The following is a 4266-nucleotide window of genomic DNA, read 5'->3' as shown; positions in this document are numbered from 1 at the left end:
ATATTAGCTAAATGTACTACCAAAAGAAAAGAACCCATGATATATCATAGGTTCTTTCATAAGGTTAAATCTTATAGATTTGTTATTTAAGATCTAGCTCTTTTAAGTATGCCTTAAAGTTTTCACCTAATTCTTCATTGCGCAATGCATACTCAACAGTAGCTTTCAAGTAACCTAGTTTATCACCTGTATCGTAACGAATGCCTTCATAGGCCAATGCATACGTGTCAGTTTTAGATGCTGCTAATGCATCAGTCAATTGAACCTCATTACCTACGCCTGGTTTTGTATTTTCTAAAATATTAAAAATATCTGGCGTTAAAATGTAACGACCTAATACTGCTAGTCTAGATGGTGCATCTTCTTTTTTTGGTTTTTCCACCAAGTTATGAACGCGATATAAATTATCAGCCAATGCTTCACCAGATACGATACCATAAGAGCTAACTTTATCTTCCGGTACAAATTGTGCCCCTAGAATAATACCAGGATGTTCGTCATAACACTCAATTAACTGTTTTAAGCATGGATTTTCAGGATTATATACAATATCATCACCAAGTAATACAGCAAAGGGTTCATCACCAATAAAAGCTTTAGCACATAGTACAGCATCACCAAGACCACGTGGTGCCTTTTGGCGGATAAAGTGAACCTTAATATCTGCTAAATCCTTAATCATAGCCAACTGTTTATTTTTACCTTGGCTTTGTAACAATAATTCTAATTCAACACTGCTATCGAAATGGTCTTCAATAGCACGTTTATTACGACCTGTAATGATTAGGATTTCTTCAATACCAGAATCTAGTGCTTCTTTCACAATATATTGGATAGCTGGTGTATCTACAATAGGAAGCATTTCCTTTGGTTGTGCTTTAGTAGCTGGTAAGAACCGTGTACCAAAGCCAGCTGCTGGAATAACGGCCTTTCTAATACGTTGCATAGTTATCTCCTATTAAAAGTCTTTGCCAACAAATTTGATCTTCCATTGATCATTGTTGCTTCTATGTGCATCCTTATAAGTTAAGTATAGATCAAAGGAGTGTAAGTCACGATGCCATGTATAATATACAGAGTCTATTTGACCACTCATCATATTTGTTTTAACACTGACAGAAACATCATCCAAGCGAGTTAATTTATAAGAGCCACCATAAATAAGCTCCTTAGGAAGCTCTGTGGTATCGAATCGATATGGAGAGTTGTTATAAGAAATATTACGTTGATTATAACTAACCCATACATTAGCACGATTTCCCACTTTAGATTGGAAACGAGCGCCCCAATAAGGCATGCTACGAATCGTACCATTATAACCATAATAATCTCGTTGGTAACCACCTAAGAAACGTAAATCTGCATTTTTCCAAAGCTTAATTGGATCATGAGATACTTCTGTATAATACTCTTTATGAGAACCTTTTACAGAACCCTCTTTCCAATAGCCCGCGTTTACACCACCACGTACAGTAACAGGAGATTTACCAACATGATATGTATGAGTATCTAAACGAACTTCACCAATCTTTTCTACCCATACAGTTTCATCGTTATACTCATTAGATTCTTTACTGTAACCTATGGATGCAGTAGCCCAAGGCAAATAATGTCTATAGCCTACTTTTGGTTTAAATCCAGACTTTGAATACCAACGGTAATCAATATAGGCTTCACCATGCTTACCGATTGGATACTCTGTACTACCATGCAAACCAATGCCATCATCACTACTATATGTAGGTTTTGGAACCAAGGAAAAAATACTAAATTTACCCTCTTTATCATGACGAAGAGATGCTGTATAAGAAGGCAAAGATAAAACCTTGAAGTTTTTAATATAGAAGGATGGTTTTTTGATAACTACTTTATCGCCAGGATATACCTTGATATCTTGACCTTCTACACGATAGTCAGGTGTATGTTTAAAAGCCATCGCATGTTTTGTGGTAACCATGCCTTTTTCCATATGACCAGTTTCACCATCAAATGTAGCATTTTGCCCTTTTACATAGTAAGGGTCATTCCAACCAAAAGCTTGATCGGCTGTAAAATGGTGATCACTAGTACGATATGTCATATTTTGACCTGTAATATCCTTAGTTTTACCACCATTTTCTAAAAAGTGATATCCACCAACAGTACGATATTCTGTAGTTTTCGTATTACCTTCTATACGCGGAGACATCAAAGTTTGATTACCTTGAGTCACTACTACATCACCTTGTGCATATACATCACCAGTGGACCCTGTATAGGACATTTTATCTGCATCAATACGAGTCGGCAACTGTTCTGTAGGTTGATCAGACTTTGCCTTTTCACCACGACGTACAACACGGATATTACTATTGTCAGGTGTAGATGCTTTAGAGATTTCTCCAAGATAGGATTGATCAACGCTATCCAATTGATCTTGATATACCGTGGTTGACTCTGTAGCGGCCCATACTGGTTGTGCTAAACAGAAAACACATGCCGCTGCCAGCCATTGTACTTTACGTTTCCTCATGGTTACTAGAACTCCTCTTGCTTTAAGAATTTGTTAATTATTGATTACGCTTTACAACTACGATAGGTTGAGAAACATTTTCTACTTGCTCTTCTTGTTCTTCTACTGCTGCTGGTTCCTCTGTTGTTGTTTCATTTTCATCAACAGTGGATTCATTAGTATCTACAGTCTCTTCAGATTCATCTGCTGCATTCGGTACAGTTACAGCTTCAGCCAATTCATCATCACTATGAGCCAAACCGTCACCACCAATTACAAGACCTTGAATTGTTACAGAATCTTGAGGTTGTACATAAATTGTTGCACCAGCAGGGTACTCAATATTTTTCCCCTTAACAAAAGCGCCACCTACTAAACCTATCGGTCCAAGTAAAACAGCACCAGCTACGGATGCACCTGCAGCTTTTACTTCATTACGAGTTTTGTCTTTAGCTTCTTTACCTTGTACAGCAGTGAATTCTGTACCATCGATAGCAGGAATAGTATCGAATGTAATATCTAATGCACCATTACGACCAAAGGAACGGGCCTTTTTCAAAGAAGTAATTGTACCAGAACCTACTGTACCGGCAGGAACTAATAACACATTGCCATCCATAACATTTTCAGCTACTGTGAAAGCAACAGTGTCGCCTTCATGGCTAGTTTTTGAAGAAACTGCATCATTCAATGTAACTTTGAAAACTTGGTTCCCAGCTAATGTCCCCACTTGATTTGTGAGCGTTACATTGCTGCCATATACTTTTGTTTTTAAAGAAATGATACGTTTTTGTAAAGAGCCACTACCAATACGACCATTAACGCTACGTTCCATCTTTTCTACACGATCAACAAGAGAACCTGCATTAATGCTATTTTGATATGTATATTCAAGTGCGTCCATTTCTTCGCGCAAAGAAATATTTGTGCCGCTACCTTCTACGGAGTTATAAAGAGAATCGACACGTTTGCTCAATGTAGCAGAATTGCCATTGAAACCAGTACCATACACGGTTTCATCAAGTTGATTAATGCGGTCCACTACAGCACCATCTTGTACAGCGCCATATACAGTAGTTTCTAAAACATTTGTTTTTTCTGTAACTGTACCAGGAGCAGCAAACGCAGTGCCTGAAATCAAGGATGCCATTAAAAGTGTAAGTACTTGCTTCTTCATAAATTCCTCCACAACGTATCTAATGTATAACTGTTATACAACAGAATAAGCACGGGCCTAAGACCGTGCTTATTCCCTGAGTCTACTATTTTATATGCTCAGTGGCCATTAAATTTTCAAATCGATAATAGCAGATACACCTACGCCTTGAACACGAGATGCCCCAACTGGGTTTGTGCTATCAACTGGTACTAAACCTTTTACACGAACCATACCGTTAAAGCTACCTTCAACTTGAGCAACCGCTTTAACTTGTTCAATGCTAGATGCTGGACCAGTTACTTGAGCAGCACCAATATAACCTTTTGTACCAATACTGATAATAGGTACAACTTTAGTCGTATACTCTGTGCTTAAGTTATTTTGTTTCAATAGTTTATTTAAGAAAGAGTCAATTTGAGGACCGAATTTATTGATAACAATACCGATACCACCAATTTTAGCTGCACCACCAAGAATACTGCTAAGGCCGCCAGCTTGAGTAGTCAAGATGCCACCGAATGCAGTTGTAGTTAAACAAATCCCTAGAACAGCTGTAATAATCTTCTTTTTCATAATAAGCCTCCTATAGATACTTATATTTTAACAAATTCTATAC

General features: G+C 37.5%; 4 protein-coding genes. All 4 read right to left on the bottom strand.

Annotated features, from left to right (window positions below):
- Positions 1–82: 82 nt before the first annotated feature.
- Positions 83–946 (bottom strand): UTP--glucose-1-phosphate uridylyltransferase GalU, encoded by an 864-nt coding sequence (galU, locus tag QZ334_RS07135; RefSeq protein ID WP_005387062.1) that lies wholly within the window; start codon positions 944–946, stop codon positions 83–85.
- Positions 947–958: 12 nt separating this feature from the next.
- A complete protein-coding gene (locus QZ334_RS07130; RefSeq protein WP_295233163.1) occupies positions 959–2512 on the bottom strand; it encodes an LptA/OstA family protein in 1554 nt (517 codons plus the stop codon).
- A 37-nt stretch (positions 2513–2549) separates the two neighbouring features.
- A complete protein-coding gene (locus QZ334_RS07125) occupies positions 2550–3668 on the bottom strand; it encodes a hypothetical protein (RefSeq protein ID WP_178885245.1) in 1119 nt (372 codons plus the stop codon).
- A 108-nt stretch (positions 3669–3776) separates the two neighbouring features.
- Positions 3777–4223, bottom strand: coding sequence for a hypothetical protein (locus tag QZ334_RS07120; protein WP_005387067.1), 447 nt, complete (start codon positions 4221–4223; stop codon positions 3777–3779).
- Positions 4224–4266 lie beyond the last annotated feature (43 nt).

This window comes from Veillonella sp. (assembly GCF_019414865.1).
GTDB lineage: Bacteria > Bacillota > Negativicutes > Veillonellales > Veillonellaceae > Veillonella.
This window is presented reverse-complemented; position numbering and strand designations above follow the sequence as displayed.